Below are 20,483 nucleotides of genomic sequence, written 5' to 3'. Positions count from 1 at the left end.
GGCGGTATGGCTGCTCAGGACGGTCACACGCCCAGTTGGAGCCCATCCGCCGCCTCCTCGACCATGGCGAGCCCGAGTCTGCTGACCCGCACGGAGAAGGGCGCGCCCGCGACCCTCAGTCCGCTCAGGCCGATCTCGCCGAGGGGTGCGCTGTGCATGGGGCGCAGGGTGACCGTGCCTGCCGGGGCGTCGGGGCGGATGCCCGCGAGGGAGGTCAGGAGCAGGATCCCGGCGGCGGCCGAGGTGGCGGCGGGGCGGCAGGCCGCCGGGTGGGGCAGCGGGGCGCTGCCGTCCGTGCGCTGCTCTCCCGCGTACATCTCCGGCAGCCGGTGCTGGAAGGCCTCGGCCGCCGCGAGGACGCCCCGCAGCAGCCCGCTCGCCTCCTTCTCGTAGCCCGCCGCGGCCAGGCCCGCGACGGCGACCGCCGTCTCCTGCACCCGCACGGCACCGCCGCGGTGGCCGAACGGGTTGTACGCCCTTTCCGTCACGCCCAGCCCGCGCAGTCCCCAGCCGCAGTCCATGGCCGGGCTGCCGAGCAGCCGGGCCAGTTGCCCGCTCTGCACGCCATCGAGGAGACCGGGCGCCTGTGCGCCGCCGCCGAGCAGGCCGGTGTCGAAGAGGTGGACGGCACTCGAACCGAGCTGGGGCAGCAGGCGCCCATCGGGGGCTCGGGCGGCGGCGGGCCTTCCGCCTCCCGGCGTGTCGATCCAGAAGTCCTTCCGGAACGCCGCCCGCAGGGCCCGGGCCCACTGCCGCAGCCCGTCGGCGCCCTGTCTGCCGCACGCGTCGAGAAGGTCGGCCCCGAGCAGGGCGGCCCGGTGGGCATGGGCCTGTGTTTCACAGCGGGCGGGGCCGCCGGGCTGTGGATCGCCCAGGTACACGCCGTCACCGACCGTGGTCCGCAGCCAGTTCAGGCAGCGTTCGGCCGCGGGCAGCAGTTCCTCGGTCTCGGGGTCGGGCAGGCCCCAGCGGCGGGCCTCGGCGAGGAGGGCGGGGAACAGCAGTGTGGCTTCGGTGCCCGTGCAGCCCGGCGGCAGGTGGGGGCCCGTGTCCCGGTGTGGGCCGGGGATCATGCCGGAGTGCGGGCCGGTGCCCGTGCGTTGGCCGCGGGCGAGGGTGCGCAGGGTGCCCGCGGCGAGCCGGGTGCCGAGGGGCAGCGCCATCCGGGCCGCGGCGAGCGCCTCGGCCGGGGCGAGGCCGCAGCGCCAGGGTGCCCCGGCCGCGAGGTGGGTGTCGGCGGGGTGGGCGGGGTCGCGGACCAGCAGTCCCTGGAGGTCCGCGATTCCGGCGCGCATGAGCGCTTCCGCTCTGTGGTCGTCGCCTGTCGCGCGGGCAGGTGCCAAGGGACTCGTGGCCGTGTGACCGGCCGCCCGGAGGGGGCCCGAGCCCTCCGGGCGAACCCGGAGTTCGACGCTGGCGCTGCCGTGCGGTGGCAGCTCGACCTCCCAGCGCAGCAGTCCGGCGGAGGCCAGCGCGTCGGTGGGCGGCGGGTGGGCCGTGACCGAGGCCGCGCCGGTAGGGCAGGACCAGCGCAGGCCGGAGTCGTGCACGCTGGCGGGCAACTCGGGTCCCGCGCCGCCGGACGCGATAGTGCCTAGGGCGGCCAGGTCCGTGCCGAGGGCGACTTCGACGGGCAGGCGCAGCGGGCGTGGGGCCGCGCTGTGCAGCGTGATCCGCTCCGTGCCGTCGGCGTGCCGGGTCCGCTCCACGAGGAGGTCCGGGTCCGGGCCGGTGTGGGGCGAGGCCCGCACGGTCCCCACGAAGCGGGCACGATCGGCTCCCGCCATTCGTGCCTGCACGGCGAGCGGCTCCCGCCCGGCCACCCGGACCTGACAGCGGGAGAGCACCCGGCGTCCGGCACGGTAGAAGCCCTCCAGCCCATGGCCGGTCAGCTGCCCGTGCTCGGTGGAGACCGCCAGCCCTGGGAGGGCGACGCAGATCATGGCGGTGTGGGTGGTGGGCAGGTCGGCGGTGCGGGGTGGTTCCCGTCGGCTGTCGGTGGGGGGTGTGGGGTTGCGGTCTTTCGGAGGTGTGGGAGCGGATGCCTTCAGGGTTGCGAGGGCGGGCCCTTCAGAGGGCGTGAGGGTCCTGTCGTCTGCTGGAGAGTGCTCCTTGCCTGGTGCCGGGGGGCGGTCCGTCACCGGGGCCGTCAGTGTCCGTGGGGTGTCGGAGTGGGGCGGGACGTCGCGCTGGGCGACGGCGGGGGTGGTGGGTAGGGCGTCGCGCCGGGCGACGGCGGGGCCTGGACGGTCCTTGCGGTGCTCGTCGTCGGGGGCGGTGTCGTCGTGAGGGGCGTCGATGGCGTGGCCGCGGCGGTGTGGAACGCCGCTGGGCGGGGGCGGCGGGCCCGTCCAGGGGCGTTCAGGAGCCTGCTCGGGCCTGCCGCTGGTGGAGCGTTCACCGTCGGCGGCGGAGGGCGGAGTCGGCTGGTGCATGGGGCGGCTTCCTCTGCGCTCTGTGCGCCTTGGGCGTGATCGGTGCCTGGCGGGGGCTCCGGGAGGACATGGGCGGTGCGGCGGCCCACCCTGCTCAGGCGTTCCGCCACTCAGGTGAACGGAGCCGAACTCCTCCAGGTCACGGCCACGAGGCGGCTTGCCGACCGAATGGCGGCACGGCACCGCCGCCCGGCCGTCCCGTGCCTTCGTCTCGCCGCGAGGCGTGGATCCGTGCACCAAGCCAACTCCCCCGCCACCCCTTGTCCGGGCACGGGCACGCACCGCGCCCACGACCATCCGCCACCCACTGTTCACGCGGCACCGCCAAGACTCGCACTCGCTCACGCGTCCCCCTCGGTTCCATCGCTCACCGGCCGCCCCTCTCCCATGTGGCTGCCGCGACGCCGCGCTGTCCTCTGGCCCACAGCACGGTGGCGGACCCCTCCGGGGCGGCCGTCGGACGGCCGGGGCTTTCCGGGACGACCGTCGCGTGGCCGGGTGCTTCCGGGCGACTTCGAACGGGACCTGCGACCGCTTCCTTCCGGCCGCGGCTCGGCAGCGCGGGTGCCGTCCGCCCCGCTGCCGGGCCGTGTGGCCAGGCCACGTCCTCGGTCCTCTCGTTCGGCGCGGAGGCAGCGGCGGACCGACTCCGGGTCGAGGTCTTCGTTGACCGCCTGGTGGAGCAGCCGGGCGAAGAGGTAGTCGGGGTCGGCGCCCAGCGCCATGGCGAGGGCCTCACGAGCCTCGATGTCATCGCCGGTGGACCAGGCGACCCACCCGACGAGGGTGAGCGGCGCGGCGGCATGCTCTCCGTAGGAACCGACGCATCGCCTGGCCAGGGCCCGCCAGAGCCGGATCGCGGGGGCTGCCTCGTCGCCCTCCATCCACTCTGCCGCGCGGTCTCGGGTCGTACGGTCCTGGAGTCCGAGGATCAGTGTCGCGGCCTCGTCGTCCCCGAGCAGGTCGTCGTCTCGCGAGTCCGCCGTCGCCGTGTCGGAGGCGGGTGGTGCCGAGGTGAGACGGCCCATGACCCGTTCGGCCAGTTCCAGGGTCTCCTCCGCCACCTGAGCGCGGCTCGTCTCGTCGAGGATCCTCGGCACCACGGCGAGACCGGCGGCGTCGAGCGCGGCCTCCTGTTCCACCACGGCGGCGGTCTCCCAGGGAAGCAGCCGTGCGCGCAGATCCCGGAGACTGCCGCGCACTTGCAGTCCGGCGTAGGTGGCCGCCGCGGCCAGGACGGAGGTGCCGGGCAGGCCCATCGGTGTGCCCCCTGCGGGGCAGCAGGCCTCGATGTCGCAGCAGTACGACCAGAAGCGGCCGTCGGAGTTGCAGAGGGCGTCGATCACGGGGACGTCGAGGTTGCCGCACTCGATCCGGAGCTGGTGGGCGAGCGGTCGCAGCCGCTCCATGACCTGTTGGCCGGTTTCCCCGGCTGCCGGTTCCTGGCAGACGTAGGCGACCATCTGCTCGGGCCGGGCTCCCCTGCGCTCGCTGCCCTTCACCAGGCCGTGGGCCAACTGCCTGGCCGCGGACGGCCAGTCGTCCGCGTTCGCGGGGATGCCCAGGCGTGCCCGGCCGCCGAACCGTCCGCGTCCGCCCTGTTCGTGGAGGGCGACCAGCACGATGCTGTCCTCGGGGCGGTACCCGAGCAGATACGGCAGGGCGTCGGCCAGCTCGGCTGGGGTACGCAGGGTGATTTGGTGGGCGCTGAGGGCGCCCTCGTAGGTGCGGGGGCCGAGGTGCCGTACGGGGTCCTGGTGAGTAAGCCCCTCTTCCAGACGGTCGCTTCCCCTCCGTCCGGCAATGTCGTCGTTCTCGAAGGATCCGGTCGTTTCGCCGTGTTGCGTCATGAGTCGACGATCTCGCGGATTGCAATCTTCCGCTTGGACCTGTGGATAACTCGGGTCAGGGCCACGTCAATCCGTATCCGCCCGCGGGCTGCGGCACGGGTGGGGCCGAGATCGAGAAGCTCAGCCAGCGGCAGCCAGGACCAGCGGAAGTACCCCCTTGCCGCCTGCCTGACGGAGGAGGCGCGCGGCGATGGCGAGGGTCCAGCCGGAGTCGGTGTAGTCGTCCACGAGCAGTACGGGCCCCGGGGAGGCCCTCAGGGCGGCAGCCAGTTCCTCGGAGACGGTGAAGGCTCCGGACAACGCCCTGACACGCTGGGCGGAGTTGCTGCGGCGTGCCGTGTGCGCGCCACTCGGTCCGGTATGCGTCAGTGCGCCGAGGAAGGGCAGGCGGCCGATGCCCGCGATGCCCTGTGCGAGGGAACCGACCAGTTGGGGCCGGGCCAGGGAAGGTACGGCGACGACACCCACGGGCCGTTCGGAAGCGTCCGGGACGTTCGGCGCCCAGCCTCCCGGCGAGCGCGCCCAGTCGGCGAGGACGGCCACCGCGGCCCGTAGGACGTCGTCCGGAACCGGGCCGTCCGGCGCGTTCTCGGCCAGCAGCGGACGCAGCCGGTTGCCCCAGCCGATGTCAGAGAGGCGCCCCAGGGCTCGTCCGGTGGAGCACTGTTCCCCGGCCGGGATACGTCCCTTGAGGTCGACGCCCAGTGCGGGCAGGCCCGTGGGCCACATACGGCGCGGCTCGACCTCGACACCCGGGCGGTCCAGTTCCTTCGCGGCTCCCGTCAGTGTCTCCGCCGAAACCGAGGAATCCGCCCAGTCTCCGGCACAGTTGTCACAGCGCCCGCACGGGGCCGCCCCCTCGTCGTCCAACTGCCGCCGCAGGAACTCCATACGGCACCGGTCCGTGTCCACGTAGTCGCGCATGGCCTGCTGTTCGGCCGCCCGCTGCCGGGCCACCCAGGCGTACCGCTCGGCGTCGTAGGCCCATGGCTCGCCGGTGGAGATCCAGCCGCCCTTCACCCGCTGGACCGCACCATCCACGTCGAGCACCTTGAGCATGGTCTCCAGACGGGTGCGCCGGAGGTCGACCAGCGCTTCCAGAGCGGGCACGGACAGCGGCCGTCCGGCGTCGGCCAGGGCCGCGAGGGTCTGCCGCACCTGTGCCTCGGGCGGGAAGGCCGTGTCGGCGAAGTAGCGCCAGATGGCCTCGTCCTCCTTGCCCGGCAGCAGCAGCACGTCGGCGTGCGCCACACCACGTCCCGCGCGTCCCACCTGCTGGTAGTAGGCGATCGGCGAGGACGGCGAGCCGAGGTGCACCACGAAGCCCAGGTCGGGCTTGTCGAAGCCCATCCCCAGCGCCGACGTCGCCACCAGTGCCTTGACCCGGTTCGCCAGCAGGTCGGCCTCGGCCTGGAGCCGGTCGGCGTTCTCCGTGCGCCCCGTGTAGGAGGCCACCGGGAAGCCGCGCTGCCGCAGGAAAGCGGTGGCCTCCTCGGCCGCGGCCACCGTCAGGGCGTAGATGATCCCCGAGCCGGGCAGCTCGTCCAGGTGCTCGGCGAGCCAGGCCAGCCGGTGGGCGGCGTCCGGCAGCCGGACCACCCCGAGTCGCAGGCTCTCCCGCTCAAGCGGTCCGCGCAGCACCAGCGCCTCACCCGCGCCGGTGCCCAGTTGCTCGGCGACATCGGCCGTCACGCGCGCGTTGGCCGTTGCGGTGGTGGCCAGCACCGGCACACCAGGGGGAAGCTCGGTGAGCATCGTGCGCAGCCGTCGGTAGTCGGGGCGGAAGTCGTGTCCCCAGTCGGAGATGCAGTGTGCCTCGTCGACGACCAGCAGACCGGTCGTGGCCGCGAGCCTGGGCAGCAACTGCTCACGGAAGTCCACGGAATTGAGCCGCTCCGGACTGATGAGGAGGACGTCGGTCTCGCCGCGCTCCACTTCCTTGTGGATAGCGTCCCATTCCTCCGGGTTGGCGGAGTTGATGGTGTGCGCCCGGATGCCCGCGCGGGCCGCCGACTCGACCTGGTTGCGCATGAGCGCCAGCAGCGGCGAGACGATCACCGTCGGCCCCGATCCGCGGCGGCGCAGCAGCGCGGTGGCGACGAAGTACACCGCCGACTTGCCCCAGCCGGTGCGCTGCACCACCAGGGCCCGCCTGCGCTCCTTCACCAGCGCGGCCACGGCCTGCCACTGGTCCTCCCGCAACCGCGCCGAACCCCCCGGGTCGCCGACTAGCTCGGCGAGGATGGTGTCGGCTTCGGCGCGCAGATCCAGGTCGTCCATGCCTCCATGCAACCCGATGGCACTGACAATCGGCCACCTCACCGGTGATCGATGCCGACGCGTCACCCGGCACGCCAGCGGGTAGGGATATAAGCGACGGAACGCACGATAAGGACCGGTGACCTCAATTGCTCGTTGCCGCATCTCAGTTCGACAGGAAGAATTGAAGTCCGCTCCCCGCACGGCTGGGCCGTGATCCGGCAGAGCTTCGCTGCGGTGTGCGCTCCCCCGAATCCAGTGACGCCCGCAGTGTGGGCGCGTAGCCGAAGGGAGGATCGTGACCTTCGGATCTGCTCCGTCCTCCGCGGCATCCACGTCGACATCCGCCGACCTGTCCGCCGCATCCGCCAACCCCGTGGCCCGCATGCTCGAACCCGCGGAGTGGGCGGCCGCGGGCATCCCTCTGCTGCGCAACCCCCGCGAGGTCGTCAGTGGACTGCACGCACGTCATCGCCCCAGGCCGGAGACCGCGATCGTCGCGGTCCTCGACCCGGACGAGCGGTTGCGGGCCAGCGCCTCGTTCCTCCGGCGCCCGGCCCCCGCCGACGGCTGGATGTTCCGTAACGCGCTGCTCTCCCAGCTGCGCCGGGTCATACCGCACGACCTGCGCCGCCGCACCCCGGTGCGCACCGCCGTGCTGCTCTACTGCCGTGAGGGCGACGCACGTTGGACGGAGGAGGACGGCGCGTGGATGTGGGGGCTGCGTGACGCCTGCACGCTGCACGGCCTGCGCTGCGGGGCGTACATCACGCTGACCCGCGACGGCTGGCAGGTCCTCGGCGAGGGCCGCGGCGGGCGACGCCCCAGCGCGGACTCCGCACCGGAACCCTTCGCCACCGCCGAGGCACCGCCCCCGCCACTGCGCACCGGCGGGGCCGCCTCGGAGGTCCTGCGCCGCGCGGCGGCACGCTGAGCCTGGGCCCTGACCTCTGCGGTCGCCCCGGGCGGGAAGCACACCAAGCACGGGCGCGAGCAGAGCAGAACGTACGACCGCCCGAACCACGTCCCCGCGCAGGCGGCGGCCCCGCGACTCCGCCGTGAGGCCGAGGGACGCGCAGCCCGTGGCATCGGGCATGCACCACCACCAGGCCGCTTCCGCGATCACGTCGTCCGCGCCCTGCGATACGGCCGCCAGGTGCGGCGAGGCACCCACGCGGCACAGTCGCCGGGCTCCTGGCGCGGCGCCCACGCTGCACGGCCGACGAGTACAGGGCGCAACGCCCACGCTGCACGGCCGACAAGTGCAGGACATGCCCACGTTGTACGGCCCCAAGTCCAGCCAAGGCACCCGTGCGATACGCCTGCCGAGTCCCGCCGAGACGTCCAGTCCACACGGCGCAGTCGCCGAGTACGGACTGACGCCCACCCGGCAGGGGCGCCAAGCACACCACCAGCCCTGGGGCCGCCGCCCACACGCCGACCGGCACCCTCCGCGCACGCCAAAGGAACCACCGTGCTCCGGGACCGCAACACCGCCCCGCCGCCCCCGGTCGGCCCGTTCAGGCCAGCCGGTACCGGCTCAGACGCCCGTGCCCAGCACGGTGTTGATCTGCTGCGGGTCGCCACAGACGATCAGCAGGGCGCCCGCCAGGCCGAGGGCCAGCGGGAGGGCGGTCGCGACAGCGGCGGCGGAGCCCCCGTTGACGGCGACGACCACGACGGGACGGGACGAGGCCCGACCGGCGACGGCGGCGTCGGTGTAGAAGACGTCGTCACCCGCGTCGTGCTGCGCCCAGTACGACGCCTCACCGAAGGACAGTTCATGGGCGGCCCACGGGTGCGGTTCGCCGGTGGTGATCACCAGCACCTCGCCGGGGGCGCGCCCGGACTCCAGGAGCAGATCCACGGCTTCCTCGGCGGCGTCGAGCGCGCCGGTGGCGGAGGCCGGGATCAGCTGGACCTGCGGAGTCTGCGAAGCCCTGCCGGTGGTGGCGGGAGCAGCGGGGCCCGACGGCCCGGGCTTGGCCGCAGCCACGTCACGCGGCGTCCGCTGTACCGGCGGCGCGGGGCGGTGCGGACCGGGACGACCGGGACGCGGCGGAGCCGCGGGGCGGGGGCCGGGTACGGGACGGGGGGTCGGCGCGGTACGGCCACTGGCCGGAGTGGCGCGGGGACCCTGGGCACTCTCGTGAATCTGAGGCTCCTCGGGGATGAGAGGCATGAGCTGATATTTATCAAACGTTGGTGCGGCTCGCGTCAGCGGGTGGCACATACGTGCGATCGGAACCGTCAGAAATCGAAGCCGAGCTGACCCTCGATCCCCGGAACGCTTCCCTCCGCCCAGCTGCGGACCTTCTTGAGGTGCCGCCACTGGGGCAGCGCATCAAGATACGCCCACGACAAACGGTGGTGCGGGGTGGGTCCCCACTCCGCCAGTGCCGCCTTGTGCACGGGCGACGGATATCCGGCGTTGTCCGCGAAACCGAAGTTTGCATGGTCGGTACCCAGTTCGGCCATCATTTTGTCGCGCTGAACCTTGGCGATCACCGACGCCGCGGCGACCGCCACACACGACTGGTCGCCCTTGATCACCGTGCGGACCCTCCAGGGCGTTCCGAGGTAGTCGTGCTTGCCGTCGAGGATCACCGCGTCCGGGCGGACCGGGAGACTCTCCAGGGCACGCGCCGCCGCCAGCCGCAGCGCCGCCGTCATGCCCAGGCTGTCGATCTCCTCGGGAGAGGAGTGCCCCAGGGCGTAGGACGTCACCCACTTCTGGAGTTCCAGGGCAAGCGCGGTGCGCCGCTTGATGGTGAGCAGCTTGGAGTCGGTGAGACCCTCGGGCGGGCGACGCAGTCCGGTGACCGCCGCACAGACGGTCACAGGGCCGGCCCAGGCCCCGCGGCCCACCTCGTCGACACCGGCAATGATCTTCGCTCCGGTCGTGGCCCGCAGGGAGCGTTCGACGGTGTGAGTAGGCGGTTCGTACGGCATGGCGCCCTTAGCCTACGCCGCCGGAAACCGCCTGCGACACCCGGTTGCCCGAGTCGTCCCGGAACCGAAGCGCCCCCGCTCTCAGCCTGCGCTCGACCGCAGCAGCGGCACCATCAACTGATCGACCATTTCCTCGAGATCCTGGTCGTTCCATTCGCAGCCGCACATCTTCGACCGGTACATCATCATGGCCGGTACGGCGTCCCAGACGTATCCGTTCGCCGCGTCGGGTCGCACCTCGCCCCGCTCGATGCCACGGTTGATGACATCGCGCAGGAGCTTGACCGTCGGCTCCACAACACCGTCGACGATGACGCTGTGAAACCGCTCGGCCTCGAAGGTGTCGCATTCGTGAATGACCGACCGCAGCGCGAGACCAGAGCGCGAGAACATCCCGTCGCGCGCCTGCCGACAGAGCGCCAGCAGGTCCTCGCGGACACCCCCCAGGTCCGGCGCCGCCTCCAGACGTGGCAGTCCGGCCCGCAGCGCGTCCGCCACGAGGTCCTCCTTCGACGGCCAGCGGCGGTACACCGCGGCCTTGCCGGTCTGGGCTCCGGCGGCCACCCCCTCCATCGTGAGGCCTTTCCAGCCGACCGTACTGAGTTGTTCCAGCGCGGCGTCGAGGATCGCGCGTTCGAGCACGGCACCGCGCCGACGGGGAGTGGCCGCCGGAGCGGGGGCGGCCGTCCAGCGCGAAGTAACCATTCGTTTGTCTCCAGCGAAGAGGCAGCGGGAATTCCGGGGACGGGGCGTACGCCACGCGGACGCGGCGAGCGACACGCCGCACAAGAGCAACTCAAGTGAACGGTTGCGTTCCCTACTAGAGGCTCACTATCGTTGAGGCCACAGTGAACGCAACCGTTCACTAAGGCGCTCGTGGGGGACTCATAGTGACATCCTCTCAGTTGATCAAAGACACGAAACCGGGTGCGGCTCGTCGGCAGGGACATCCCGGCATCGCGCTCACCGTCATCGCGGCCTGCCAACTCATGGTGGTCCTCGACGCGACGATTGTGAACATCGCGCTCCCGCACATTCAAACGGCTCTCGAGTTCAGCACGACCGACCTGACATGGGTGGTGAGCGCCTACACGCTCACCTTCGGCGGTCTGCTGCTGCTCGGCGCCAGGGCCGGTGACATCCTCGGCCGCCGCCGGGTCTTCATGGCAGGCATTCTCCTCTTCACCTTCGCCTCCATGCTCGGCGGACTGGCCCAGGAGCCCTGGCAACTGCTGGCCGCGCGCGCCCTTCAGGGTGTGGGTGGCGCCATCGCGTCGCCGACCTCGCTGGCCCTCATCACCACCACGTTCCGCGAGGGACCGGAGCGAAACCGTGCCTTCGGTGTCTTCGCCGCCGTCTCCGCGGGCGGTGGCGCCATCGGTCTGCTCGCGGGCGGCATGCTCACCGAGTGGCTCGACTGGCGCTGGGTGCTCTTCGTCAATGTGCCCATCGGTGTGCTGATCGCCGTACTCACACCGCTCTACATCAACGAGTCCGAGCGGCATCCCGGGCGCTTCGACATCGCGGGCGCGCTGACCTCCACCCTGGGCATGGCCTCGCTGGTGTACGGGTTCATCCGGGCGGCGGAGACGGCTGGCGGGACGGCATGACCGTCGGTTCCTTCAGCGCCGCGCTCGTGCTTCTGCTGGCCTTCGTGTTCATCGAATCCCGGGCCAAGGAGCCGATCACACCGCTGAAGATGTTCGCCGACCGCAACCGGTCGGGGACCTATGTGATCATGCTGAGCCTGGCCGCGGCCATGTTCGGGATGTTCTTCTACATCGTGCTGTTCGTACAGAACGTGCTCCACTACAGCCCGATCAAGGCAGGCCTCGCCTTCCTGCCCGTCACGGTCGCCATCGTGATCGGAGCGGGGCTGTCGCAGCAGTTCCTGCCGACGCTGGGCCCCAAGCCGTTCATGGTCGTCGGCTCGGCACTGGTGGTGGTCGGACTGGTCTGGCAGACCTTCATCAGCCCCGACAGCTCGTACGCCAGTGGGGTGCTCGGCCCGATGCTGGTGTTCGGCTTCGGTATGGGCCTGAACTTCGTGACGGCGACGGTCACGGCGGTCTCGGGTGTCGCCGCACATGAGGCGGGTGCGGCGTCCGGCCTGCTCAACGCCACACAGCAGGTCGGCGGATCCCTCGGCCTGTCGATCCTCACGACCGTCTTCGGCACCGCCAGCGCGAACGAGGCGGAGAAACAGATTCCGCAGTTCCTCGCCGAGAGCACCGCGGAGCAGAAGGCCGAGTTCGCACAGACGCAGCAGCTGCCCGCGCCTTGGGGGTACGAGGTGCTCGCTCAGGGCATTTCGACGGCCTTCATCCCGGCCGCCGCGATGGCCGTGCTCGCCCTGGGCACCGCATGGCTGGTGATCCGGGTGCGCAAGAGCGATCTGGAAGCCCTCTCCGGTACGCCCGCTCCCCTGGCCTGAACGCGGCGCACCCCGGAGGACCCCCGACTGCTCAGACATGGGCGTCACGGGGGTCTTCCCATGACCTCCGGGTCGGGCTGGGACAGGCGTCGGACCGGCGACGGCAGCGCGTGCCGACCTCCTCCCGCGCGCCACCGATGCCATCGCGATCCCGACGGACAAGAGCAGCACGACCACAGCCACCCACCCCTGCATGACACCCCCCGCTCCCTCGCCCCTGCCCGCCCGTCGCGCTCGTCGCACAGCGGTTGTCATGGCAACGGGCGAGCAGTCACGGAGAGTTCCCCTCACTCACGGAAAGTCGCGTAGTCCGTAGGTGGGGACAAGGAGCAGCCCACGCCTCCGTCGAGGACCGCCAGAGCCCTGACGGGGTCGCGGCCGATGCCCTACGCCGAGGTCGGCGCCCAGTCCGGCAGTGCCTCGGTCTGCTCCGCCCAGGCCGTGGGCGGCGTTCCCGCCTTGCCCGCGGCGACGACGCCTCCCACGATGGCGCAGGTGGTGTCCACGTCTCCGCCGACCTGGGCGGTCGTCCAGAAGGCCGTTTCGTAGTCACCGAGTGACCGGGCGGCCGACCACAGTGCGAACGGCACCGTGTCGTGCGCCGTCGTACGCCGTCCGCAGCCCAGCACGGCCGCGACCGTGGCCGCGTCGCCGTAGTCGAGCATGTCCCGGGCACGGCGCAGTCCGGCACCGACAGCGCTCTTGGGAATGAGGGCGATGACCCCGTCGAGCAGCACCTCGGCGCTCGGCGGTCCGCCAGGGTCCGCGGCCAGCGCTGCCGCGGCGGCGACGGCCATGGCGCCGACGACGGCCTCCCGGTGCTGGTGTGTGGGGTAGGCCGAGATCTCGGCCTGGTGTGTGGCCTGCTCTGGATCGGAGGCGTACCAGGCCCCCAGCGGGGCGATCCGCATCGCCGCGCCGTTGCCCCAGGAACCCTGTCCGTTGAAAAGCGCGGCGGCCAGCTCGCGCCAGTCGCCGCCTTCCCGGACCAAGCGCAGCAGCCGGTTGACTGCGGGGCCGTATCCGCGGTCGAAGTCGTGGTGCTCGGCGAAGGAGCGGGCGAGGGCGTCCTGGTCGATGCGGTGGTGGGAGGCCAGGACGGCGACCACGGAGCAGGCCATCTCCGTGTCATCGGTCCACTGCCAGGGGCCGGGCGGCAGCTCACGGCGCTTGAGCAGCGGGTAGTTCACCGGAACGAAGAACTGCGAGCCCAGCGCGTCTCCCACCGCGAGTCCGCGCAGGCTGGTCAGGGCGCGGTCCAGGCGCCCGTCGTGAGAGGAGTCAGCGGTCATCGCCCTGCCACTCTATCCGGTGATCCCGTACGGCTCCCGGATCACGCCAGCGTTCGAACGGCCGGTCAAGCGTGTACCTGCCTTCCTCTCCCAGAACGAGCATCCGCATCTCGCCGTTCCCCGGATTCGACAGCGACTCGAACTCCGCGACCGTCCAGTGGAACCAGCGCATGCAGAACAGCCGCATGGCCAGGCCATGGGTCACGATCAGTACGTTCGGCGGGTGGTCGGGGTCCTCGAAGCTGCGGAACAGGCTCTCCAGGAAGCCGCCGACCCGGTCGTAGACGTCGGCGCCGCTCTCCCCCTGTGCGAAGCGGTAGAAGAAGTGCCCGTACGCGTCCCGGTACGCCTTCTGCAACCGCACGTCTTCCCGGTCCTGCCAGTTCCCCCAGTCCTGCTCGCGCAGCCGCGGCTCCTCGCGCACCCGTATGCGTTCGGGGTCGAGGTGGCAGGCGCGGAGGGTCTCGTGCGTACGGCGGTAGGGGGAGACGTACACGCTGACGCGCTCCCGCCCGAACAGTTCCCGTAGCCGTTTGCCGGTCTCCTCGGCCTGCCGCCAACCGCGCTCGGTCAGGGCGAGCGCGTGGTCGGGCTCGCGTTCGTATACGGAGTCATCAACATTGCCCGTTGACTCGCCGTGCCGGACAAGGACGATGCGCCGTGGTCGTGCCATGCCAAAACCCTAGATCGAGTGACGGCCGACTGAGCACCGGTACGGGCTCCATACGGCGTAGGTCACACAATTTCTGCACCGTGGAGCACAGCGACCACATCGGGCACCGGGTTCACAGACGCGGGTCAGACGATCCAGGTCGGCTCCAGCTCCACTATGTCGCCCGTGAGGGAGGCAATGTCCGCCTCGGTCTGGGCACGCAGCGCAAGCCGCTCCACCCGCTCGGTGCGGTACTTGCCGTGCTCCGCGGCCGACTGCCACATCGACAGGATCAGGAACTCGTTGCCGGGCGCCTCACCGAACAGTCCCCGGATCATGCCGGGCGAGCCAGCCATCGCGGGGTTCCACACCTTCTCCTGCATGAGCATGAAGTGCTCGGCGCGTTCCTCGTGGACGCGGCAGTGGGCCACGCGGACCAGGTCGGAGTCCGTGAAGCGCGGCTCGAAGCCGGTCTTCACGTCGAAGCGGTAGTCGAACAGTTTGACCTGGGCGTCCTTGAAGGTGCCCGCCTGCGTCGTGGCAAGCCGGTCATGGGAGCGGGCCATGAACGAGTCGTAGAAGGCACGGCTCTCCCAGAAGGCGAAGACGTGGGCCACTCCGGGCCGCCCCCGGCTCCAGCCACCGCCCTGCCCCCGGAACCCCGGCTCCCCCAGAAGCCCCGCCCATTTTCGCTGCCCCCGCTCGAAACCGCGGCGGTCCACCACGGTGCAGCGAATCCACTTGACCAGCACCGCGCCATCGTAAGGCCAGGGAACGTGGCGTCGGTCACGCTCCGGGGAGATCACGCACGCGTGACCGCACGCGCGCGTGCGAGGATGGACAACCAGCCTGGAATGTCCGCCAGTTGGCAGTGAGGCACACGGAGAAGGGGGAAGTCCGGTGAACGGCCTCATCAAGGGGATCCACAAGGTCGAGATCGCGGTGAAGTGGGATCCGAGTCCGGCGGGGCAGCCGCCCACGGACCTGGACATCGTCGCCGCGACGTACCACGCCGGTGCCCCGTACGGCGATCCCGCCTATGTGGTGCATTTCGACAGCCGTTCTCCCGACGGCACCATCCATCTCAACCGCGACAGCAAGGACGGCAAGGGCTTCGGCTGGGACGAGGTCCTGACAGTGGAGTTCGACCGGATGGACAAGCGGTACGCGCGCGTGGTGGTCGGTGTCGTCATCCAACAGCGGCCCGGTCCTAGGACGTTCGTCAGCGTGATCAAACCGGCGCTGCGCATCCGTGAGGAGTACACCGACCTCGCCACGGACGACTTCGGCGCCGTACTCGGGGCGACCGCGGCGACGGTCGCGGAGTTCGTACGCGAGGACACCGGGGCGTGGGACTTCCGTCCGGGCGTCCAGGGCTTCGAGGACGACCCCGTCTCCTTCAGCAGGACCATGGGCTCCCTGCGCCGCGCCTGACCTCACCACCGAAGAAGAGTCCCTCGACGCCAAGGAGGAGGGCACCGGCCATACGCCGGTGCCCTCCTCCTCGGGTACTACAGGGGGCTACCTGTCAGGCGGTCAGCTGCAACCGCTGGTCGAGCCGCAGCCCTCGCAGATGTAGCAGGAACCGGCCCGCTGCATCTTCGTACCGCAGGAGAAGCACAGCGGGGCGTCCGCCTGGATGCCCAGCTGCATCTCCACCAGCTCGGCGCTGGTGTGGGCCTGCTGCGGGGCGGGCTTCGCCGCCTCGACCTCGGCCTTGGGGGTGGCGACGGCCTTCAGGTCGGTCTGCCGCGGCGCCGACTGGGCCAGGCCCTCGACGTCCATGTCCTCGTCGTCGAGCGGCTCGTAGGAGCCGGTCTCCAGGTGGCGCTGGCGCTCCTCGGCGGAGTGGATGCCGAGCGCGGAGCGCGTCTCGAAGGGCAGGAAGTCGAGTGCCAGACGACGGAAGATGTAGTCGACGATCGACTGCGCCATCCGCACGTCCGGGTCGTCCGTCATACCGGCCGGCTCGAAACGCATGTTGGTGAACTTGGAGACGTACGTCTCCAGCGGCACGCCGTACTGGAGGCCCACGGAAACGGCGATGGAGAAGGCGTCCATCATGCCCGCGAGGGTCGAGCCCTGCTTGGACATCTTCAGGAAGACCTCGCCGAGACCGTCGTCCGGGTAGGAGTTGGCGGTCATGTAGCCCTCGGCGCCGCCGACCGTGAAGGACGTGGTGATCCCGGGACGGCCCTTGGGGAGGCGCTTGCGGACCGGGCGGTACTCGACGACCTTCTCGACCTTGGTGGGCTCGACGGCCGTCGACGCCTCGGTCTTCTCCTCCGCGGGCTCCTTCTTCTTGGCGGAGAGGGGCTGGCCGACCTTGCAGTTGTCGCGGTAGATGGCGAGCGCCTTGACGCCCAGCTTCCACGCCTCGTAGTAGATCTCCTCGACCTCCTCGACGGTCGCCGTCTCCGGCATGTTGACCGTCTTGGAGATGGCGCCGGAGATCCACGGCTGGATCGCGGCCATCATGCGGACGTGGCCCATCGGGGAGATGGCGCGCTCGCCCATGGCGCAGTCGAACACCTCGTAGTGCTCCGGCTTGAGACCGGGGGCGTCGATCACATTGCCGTTCTCGGCGATGTGGGCGACGACCGCCTCGATCTGCTCCTCCTGGTAGCCCAGGCGGCGCAGGGCCTGCGGGACGGTGCCGTTGACGATCTGCATCGAACCGCCGCCGACCAGCTTCTTGAACTTGACCAGCGCGAGGTCGGGCTCGACACCGGTGGTGTCGCAGGACATCGCCAGACCGATGGTGCCGGTCGGCGCGAGGACGGACGCCTGGGAGTTACGGAAACCGTTCTTCTCGCCGAGGCGGATCACGTCCTGCCAGGCCTCCGTGGCGGCGGCCCAGACCGGGGTGTCCAGGTCGTCCATGCGGACGGCCTTGCCGTTGGCGTCGGAGTGCTGCCGCATGACGCGCTTGTGGGCGTCGGCGTTGCGGGCGTAGCCGTCGTACGGGCCGACGACCGAGGCGAGTTCCGAGGAGCGGCGGTAGGCCGTACCCGTCATCAGGGAGGTGATGGCACCGGCCAGGGCACGGCCGCCGTCGGAGTCGTACGCGTGGCCGGTCGCCATCAGCAGGGCGCCGAGGTTGGCGTAGCCGATGCCGAGCTGGCGGAACGCGCGCGTGTTCTCACCGATCTTCTCGGTGGGGAAGTCCGCGAAGCTGATCGAGATGTCCATCGCGGTGATGACCAGCTCGACGACCTTCTGGAAGCGCTCGGTCTCGAAGGACTGGTTGCCCTTGCCGTCGTCCTTCAGGAACTTCATCAGGTTCAGCGAGGCGAGGTTGCAGGACGTGTTGTCCAGGTGCATGTACTCGCTGCACGGGTTCGACGCGGTGATCCGGCCGGACTCGGGGCAGGTGTGCCAGTTGTTGATGGTGTCGTCGTACTGGATGCCGGGGTCGGCGCAGGCCCAGGCGGCCTCGGCGATCTTGCGGAAGAGTGCCTTGGCGTCGACCTCCTCGATGACCTCGCCGGTCATCCGCGCGCGCAGGCCGAACTTGCCGCCCTGGTCCACGGCCGTCATGAACTCGTCGTTGACCCGGACCGAGTTGTTGGCGTTCTGGTACTGGACCGACGTGATGTCGTCGCCGCCCAGGTCCATGTCGAAGCCCGCGTCGCGCAGGACGCGGATCTTCTCCTCTTCCTTGACCTTGGTCTCGATGAAGTCCTCGATGTCCGGGTGGTCCACGTCGAGGACGACCATCTTGGCCGCACGGCGGGTGGCGCCACCGGACTTGATCGTTCCGGCGGAGGCGTCGGCGCCCCGCATGAAGGAGACCGGACCGGAGGCGTTGCCGCCGGAGGACAGCAGCTCCTTGGAGGAACGGATCCGGGAGAGGTTCAGGCCGGCGCCGGAGCCGCCCTTGAAGATCATGCCCTCTTCCTTGTACCAGTCGAGGATCGACTCCATGGAGTCGTCGACGGACAGGATGAAGCAGGCGGAGACCTGCTGGGGCTGGGTCGTGCCGACGTTGAACCAGACCGGGCTGTTGAAGCTGAAGATCTGGTGCAGGAGGGCGTACGCCAGCTCGTGCTCGAAGATCTCCGCGTCGGCGGGCGAGGCGAAGTACTTGTAGTCCTCGCCGGCCTTCCGGTACGTCTTCACGATGCGGTCGATCAGCTGCTTGAGGCCGGTCTCACGCTGCGGGGTGCCGAGGGCACCGCGGAAGTACTTGCTGGTGACGATGTTGACCGCGTTCACCGACCAGAAGTCGGGGAACTCGACGCCACGCTGCTCGAAATTGACCGAGCCGTCGCGCCAGTTGGTCATGACGACGTCACGGCGCTCCCACGACACCTCGTCATACGGGTGCACGCCGGGGGTGGTGTGGATGCGCTCGATACGCAGGCCCTTGGCCGTCTTGGTGCCCTTTGCCCGGGAACCTCGTGCCGGACCGCTCGCCGTCTCTGTCATGCCGCCTCCCTGTACGGGCGAAAACGCCCTGAAGTGCCCCGTTGTTCCCGTGGCACGGTGTTCTGTCTGGTGTTGCGGGCACCCTCTGGCTGCCGCCCGCAACAGGTCTTCGATCGCCGCCGCCCGACCGGGCCCGTACTCCTCGTCCGGTCCCGGCCCACCGGTCAGTCGGCGGCGCCCGCGGGCTCGGGGACCTGCCCGGTCCCCCCGGCCCCGCGGTCGTCTTGCTGGCCCCCCTCGGCCACGTCTTCGTCGTCCGTGGCGGGGTGTCCCGTCTCTTCCCTGAGTTCCGCGATCGCGGCCTCGAAGTCCTCGAGCGAGTCGAACGCCCGGTAGACGGAGGCGAACCGCAGATACGCGACGAGGTCCAGCTCCTGCAAGGGGCCGAGTATGGCCAGCCCCACCTCGTGGGCGGCCACCTCGGCGCTTCCGCTGGCGCGCACCGCCTCCTCGACCCGCTGGCCGAGCTGAGCGAGCGCGTCCTCGGTGACAGGCCGCCCCTGGCATGCCTTGCGCACGCCGTTGATGACCTTGGTGCGACTGAAGGGCTCGGTGACTCCGGACCGCTTCACCACCATCAGCGAGCACGTCTCCACGGTCGTGAAACGACGGGAGCAGTCGGGGCACTGGCGGCGCCTGCGGATCGACGTGCCGTCGTCGGTCGTACGACTGTCGACGACGCGGCTGTCGGGGTGCCGGCAGAAGGGGCAGTGCATGTACTCCATCCCTCCTCACAGCAGACTCAATAGCCTCGTCAGGCCTCACGGGCCCCTCGAAGCAGCCCCAAGCATAGGCGATCAATCCAGGCTCCAAGACCCGGGGGACCACAACTTCTGGGCTGCTGTAGCCATCCAACCACTAGATGTGGGGATTGGCCCGTACAACCACACCTGTCGCGCGTGTCGCGCGCGCGTGGACTGTCCTCACTGGCGGCCTACGGCCACACCATGGGCGCCATACGGCCAGACAGGGCGCGGCGGCGGCAGCGCGGACCGGTCCGCGCTGCCGGAACGAGCGCCGTCCGGCCGCACGGTGACGAACCCGCGACCACCCGGGCGTACCGCGGCGACACTTACGGAGATACCGTGAGCGCCACTGGAGAGAGACGTGGGACTCTCGCGCAGATCTTCCGTGCGAACGAGGGCCGGTGCCCGGTTGACGGGATGCCGGATGGCAGACTGGGGCGCGCCCCCACAGGGGCGTCACCTCGGCGGTGAAGCGTACAGCAATGAGCCCTTTTGTCTGCGCGACAACGCGTAAGCCATACACCCGGATACGTGATCACGTCAGGTGATTCGCGGTTTTTCACTCGAACGTGTGTTTGGCGCAACCTTTCGAAAGCAACTACCGTTGTCCAGCAGGGAGACCATCGAGAGGGGCCGACGTGACCACCACCGCAGACAGTGCCACCATCACTGCCCAGGACCGCTCCCAGGGCCGACTCGAGCCGGTGCATGCCATGAACGAAGCCGCGAATCCCGAGGCACACAAGCGCTCTTTGCCTGGCCGACCTCCAGGCATCCGGGCGGACAGCTCGGGGCTCACCGACAGGCAGCGCCGGGTGATCGAGGTCATCAGGGACTCCGTGCAGCGACGCGGTTACCCGCCGTCGATGCGCGAGATCGGTCAGGCCGTCGGCCTGTCCAGCACGTCCTCGGTCGCACACCAGCTGATGGCACTGGAGCGCAAGGGCTTCCTGCGCCGCGACCCGCACCGCCCGCGCGCGTACGAGGTGCGCGGCTCCGACCAGGCCACCACCGTGCAGCCGACGGACACCGCGGGCAAGCCCGCCGCGTCGTACGTCCCGCTGGTCGGCCGGATCGCCGCCGGTGGCCCGATCCTGGCCGAGGAGTCGGTGGAGGACGTCTTCCCGCTCCCCCGGCAGCTGGTCGGCGACGGTGAGCTGTTCGTCCTGAAGGTCGTGGGTGACTCCATGATCGAGGCCGCGATCTGTGACGGCGACTGGGTCACCGTCCGTCGCCAGCCGGTCGCCGAGAACGGCGACATCGTGGCCGCGATGCTGGACGGCGAGGCCACCGTCAAGCGCTTCAAGCGCGAGGACGGCCACGTCTGGCTCCTCCCGCACAACGCGGCCTACGAGCCCATTCCGGGCGACGACGCGACCATCCTCGGCAAGGTGGTAGCCGTTCTGCGCCGCGTCTGACGCCGCGGTCGGCG

The 20,483-nt window shown here is 70.6% G+C and carries 13 protein-coding genes and 2 pseudogenes; 4 read left to right on the top strand and 11 right to left on the bottom strand.

Features of this window, described 5'->3' with window-relative positions; genetic code table 11:
* Positions 1 to 23 precede the first annotated feature (23 nt).
* The 3 genes from ACFVQG_RS33605 to ACFVQG_RS33595 form a co-directional block, all read right to left on the bottom strand.
* Positions 24 to 2,435 (bottom strand): glycogen debranching N-terminal domain-containing protein, encoded by a 2,412-nt coding sequence (locus ACFVQG_RS33605; RefSeq protein ID WP_383390908.1) that lies wholly within the window; start codon positions 2,433 to 2,435, stop codon positions 24 to 26.
* Between the two features lie 341 nt (positions 2,436 to 2,776).
* A complete protein-coding gene (locus ACFVQG_RS33600) occupies positions 2,777 to 4,285 on the bottom strand; it encodes a DUF4192 domain-containing protein (RefSeq protein ID WP_383390904.1) in 1,509 nt (502 codons plus the stop codon).
* A gap of 120 nt (positions 4,286 to 4,405) precedes the next feature.
* Positions 4,406 to 6,565 carry a RecQ family ATP-dependent DNA helicase gene (locus ACFVQG_RS33595; protein WP_383390902.1) on the bottom strand — a complete coding sequence of 720 codons (2,160 nt, stop codon included), beginning with the start codon at positions 6,563 to 6,565 and terminating at the stop codon, positions 4,406 to 4,408.
* A gap of 277 nt (positions 6,566 to 6,842) precedes the next feature.
* Here ACFVQG_RS33595 and ACFVQG_RS33590 point away from each other — a divergent pair, with 277 nt between their 5' ends.
* Positions 6,843 to 7,478 (top strand): hypothetical protein, encoded by a 636-nt coding sequence (locus tag ACFVQG_RS33590; protein ID WP_383390900.1) that lies wholly within the window; start codon positions 6,843 to 6,845, stop codon positions 7,476 to 7,478.
* 606 nt (positions 7,479 to 8,084) lie between these two features.
* On the opposite strand, the gene ACFVQG_RS33585 is transcribed toward ACFVQG_RS33590, so the two are convergent.
* The 3 genes from ACFVQG_RS33585 to ACFVQG_RS33575 form a co-directional block, all read right to left on the bottom strand.
* Positions 8,085 to 8,726: a hypothetical protein gene (locus tag ACFVQG_RS33585; protein WP_383390898.1), complete on the bottom strand. Its 642-nt coding sequence runs from the start codon at positions 8,724 to 8,726 to the stop codon at positions 8,085 to 8,087.
* Positions 8,727 to 8,794: 68 nt separating this feature from the next.
* Positions 8,795 to 9,496 (bottom strand): ribonuclease HII, encoded by a 702-nt coding sequence (locus ACFVQG_RS33580; protein ID WP_383390896.1) that lies wholly within the window; start codon positions 9,494 to 9,496, stop codon positions 8,795 to 8,797.
* A gap of 81 nt (positions 9,497 to 9,577) precedes the next feature.
* Positions 9,578 to 10,201 carry a TetR/AcrR family transcriptional regulator gene (locus tag ACFVQG_RS33575; RefSeq protein ID WP_383390893.1) on the bottom strand — a complete coding sequence of 208 codons (624 nt, stop codon included), beginning with the start codon at positions 10,199 to 10,201 and terminating at the stop codon, positions 9,578 to 9,580.
* A 185-nt stretch (positions 10,202 to 10,386) separates the two neighbouring features.
* On the opposite strand from ACFVQG_RS33575, the pseudogene ACFVQG_RS33570 reads away from it, so the two are divergent.
* Positions 10,387 to 11,930, top strand: a pseudogene (locus ACFVQG_RS33570) (MFS transporter).
* Between the two features lie 386 nt (positions 11,931 to 12,316).
* Here the strand turns inward: ACFVQG_RS33570 and ACFVQG_RS33565 are convergent.
* The 3 genes and pseudogenes from ACFVQG_RS33565 to ACFVQG_RS33555 all read right to left on the bottom strand — a co-directional run bounded on the left by ACFVQG_RS33565 (position 12,317) and on the right by ACFVQG_RS33555 (position 14,626).
* Positions 12,317 to 13,222 carry an ADP-ribosylglycohydrolase family protein gene (locus ACFVQG_RS33565; protein WP_383390890.1) on the bottom strand — a complete coding sequence of 302 codons (906 nt, stop codon included), beginning with the start codon at positions 13,220 to 13,222 and terminating at the stop codon, positions 12,317 to 12,319.
* A 12-nt stretch (positions 13,223 to 13,234) separates the two neighbouring features.
* Positions 13,235 to 13,895, bottom strand: a pseudogene (locus ACFVQG_RS33560) (histidine phosphatase family protein).
* Positions 13,896 to 14,020: 125 nt separating this feature from the next.
* Positions 14,021 to 14,626: a YdbC family protein gene (locus tag ACFVQG_RS33555; protein WP_383390888.1), complete on the bottom strand. Its 606-nt coding sequence runs from the start codon at positions 14,624 to 14,626 to the stop codon at positions 14,021 to 14,023.
* A gap of 148 nt (positions 14,627 to 14,774) precedes the next feature.
* Here ACFVQG_RS33555 and ACFVQG_RS33550 point away from each other — a divergent pair, with 148 nt between their 5' ends.
* On the top strand, positions 14,775 to 15,308 hold the full coding sequence (locus ACFVQG_RS33550; protein WP_383390886.1) for a TerD family protein: 534 nt from the start codon (positions 14,775 to 14,777) through the stop codon (positions 15,306 to 15,308).
* Positions 15,309 to 15,410: 102 nt separating this feature from the next.
* On the opposite strand, the gene ACFVQG_RS33545 is transcribed toward ACFVQG_RS33550, so the two are convergent.
* Together ACFVQG_RS33545 and nrdR are read right to left on the bottom strand one after the other, a co-directional pair.
* Positions 15,411 to 18,305, bottom strand: coding sequence for a vitamin B12-dependent ribonucleotide reductase (locus ACFVQG_RS33545; protein WP_383390883.1), 2,895 nt, complete (start codon positions 18,303 to 18,305; stop codon positions 15,411 to 15,413).
* A gap of 164 nt (positions 18,306 to 18,469) precedes the next feature.
* A complete protein-coding gene (gene nrdR / locus ACFVQG_RS33540) occupies positions 18,470 to 19,021 on the bottom strand; it encodes a transcriptional regulator NrdR (protein ID WP_383391333.1) in 552 nt (183 codons plus the stop codon).
* Positions 19,022 to 19,689: 668 nt separating this feature from the next.
* On the opposite strand from nrdR, the gene lexA reads away from it, so the two are divergent.
* Positions 19,690 to 20,469 carry a transcriptional repressor LexA gene (gene lexA / locus ACFVQG_RS33535; protein ID WP_383390881.1) on the top strand — a complete coding sequence of 260 codons (780 nt, stop codon included), beginning with the start codon at positions 19,690 to 19,692 and terminating at the stop codon, positions 20,467 to 20,469.
* Positions 20,470 to 20,483: the final 14 nt, after the last annotated feature.

The sequence above is a fragment of the Streptomyces sp. NPDC057877 genome (genome assembly GCF_042796855.1).
In the GTDB taxonomy this organism is placed as follows: domain Bacteria; phylum Actinomycetota; class Actinomycetes; order Streptomycetales; family Streptomycetaceae; genus Streptomyces.
This window is presented reverse-complemented; position numbering and strand designations above follow the sequence as displayed.